Source organism: Brachybacterium sp. AOP25-B2-12 (assembly GCF_052378625.1).
Classification (GTDB): domain Bacteria; phylum Actinomycetota; class Actinomycetes; order Actinomycetales; family Dermabacteraceae; genus Brachybacterium.
Genome location: NZ_JBQSXW010000057.1, coordinates 1 through 1,542, shown reverse-complemented (window position 1 = coordinate 1,542; position 1,542 = coordinate 1). Strand labels below are relative to the sequence as shown.

Genomic DNA, 1,542 nt, shown 5'->3' with positions numbered 1-1,542 from the left:
ACTCGGACTCAAACAGCAGCGGCATCAAACCTGGGCCGATTCACACTACTGAGATGGTGGGAACCAAATAGCGCGAGTCTCCATCAGACCCAGGGCGCTTCACCGTCCGATCGATCGGGTTGTGGTGTTGGTCGACGACTTGGGATTCGTGTGATCTGCTCGTTCCCGAAGACACCGCGCTTCGGAAGGCACCGCTGCAGACTCATTCCTCTAGTTACGAAGGTTCGCGAACGGTCGGCGTCCGAACTCGGTCGTGAACTTGAGGATCATCGCCCTCTCGACGAGCGCTGGTTCCACGGCAGTCTCCTTCCAGCACACGAGCAGGGTGTCGCTCTCCTCGAGTTGTCAGATGAGGCGACCGCCCCAGTGCCCGATCGGCTCGCCCTCTCCAAATCGACGGAACTCGTCTAGGCGCTTACGGAGGCCTCTTCGACCAGTCGAGCCACCAGATGCTTTGCCGATGTAGACGACCTCAGCCTCTGGAACCCATTCGGCAACGAGTCGCTCGCGGGGTGCGCTCGGGTCCTTCCCCTTGAACCGCCCGCCTGGGCTGCTCGGTAGAAACTCAGGCTCACCGTCGAGTTGTCGGACGATGACGTACACCCCCGGTGCGGCAGGGACACAAGCTGCCCGCAGCTCGGAGAACCGCACAAATCCTCTGAACCCGTCGGCCTTAAGCCCTGACCTGGACCATTCCACGCCGGAGACTCCTGTCTTCAGTGGTCGACCTTGGCGATGACGTAGCGCAACTGATTACCCTTCCGCTGCCCTTCCCCGTACTCGCTCAGGTCCGAGTAGTCGACCCATCGCATCGGGAACCTGCCCTTGAGCGTGCGGTTGTTCCTCGAGTTCACGTTATTTGCCCACAGCAGTTCGCCCGTCAGCTCCGCTCCCTCATGAATGCGGAAGGCAGCGTCATTGGTGGTGCGCCGTCCCCTCGGAGCAGACCAGTAGCCATCCTCGTTCGTCAAAAGGATGGCGAATGCCGTTCCACCCACTGCATCGGACCATCTCTCGAGACGATCAATGTCCTTGACGAAGTTCTTGCGACCGAGGTCGGCAGCAGACTGATAGAGGAGTCGAACGTCCTCGTCTCTGACGGCTCCACTCCACCGCCGGGTCTTGTACTTGAACTCGATGGCGGTGACCGCTCCCCGCTCGTAGTCGCTGCAATAGAGGTCGACCACAGTCCGAGAATCGGGCTCCGTCGAGCCGATTGACCGGTACGGGATCTCCAGCCGAACGTTGAGGCTCGGGTGCCTTTTCAAGAGCAACTGCGCGAAGGCATGCTGGAAGTCAGCTTCGGAATGAAACACCGGCCGCTGACGAGAGAGCTCAGACATCACCTCGTGCACGTGCTCGAGGCTGAGCGCGCCAGGCTTATGCGGTTCTACTGCCATGAGGATGGCACCTCCTGTGGTGTCCGCCTATCGGTCGGCAAGCTCGCCGCGCGTTGCTGTCAGCACCATAACCCGATGCGCCCGCACAGCCGCGTTGCTGTCAAAGCTGCTGTCAACACCGGCTCTGCCCCCTTCTCCTAGG

General features: G+C 61.0%; 1 protein-coding gene. It reads right to left on the bottom strand.

Annotated features, from left to right (window positions below; translation table 11 throughout):
* Positions 1-716: 716 nt before the first annotated feature.
* Positions 717-1,400: a hypothetical protein gene (locus ACT3TZ_RS15100; RefSeq protein WP_444584233.1), complete on the bottom strand. Its 684-nt coding sequence runs from the start codon at positions 1,398-1,400 to the stop codon at positions 717-719.
* Positions 1,401-1,542: the final 142 nt, after the last annotated feature.

Bases quoted from the DNA above. Each gene is read 5' to 3' on its own strand.
- ACT3TZ_RS15100 (WP_444584233.1), bottom strand. From the start codon at position 1,400: ATGGCAGTAGAACCGCATAAGCCTGGCGCGCTCAGCCTCGAGCACGTG.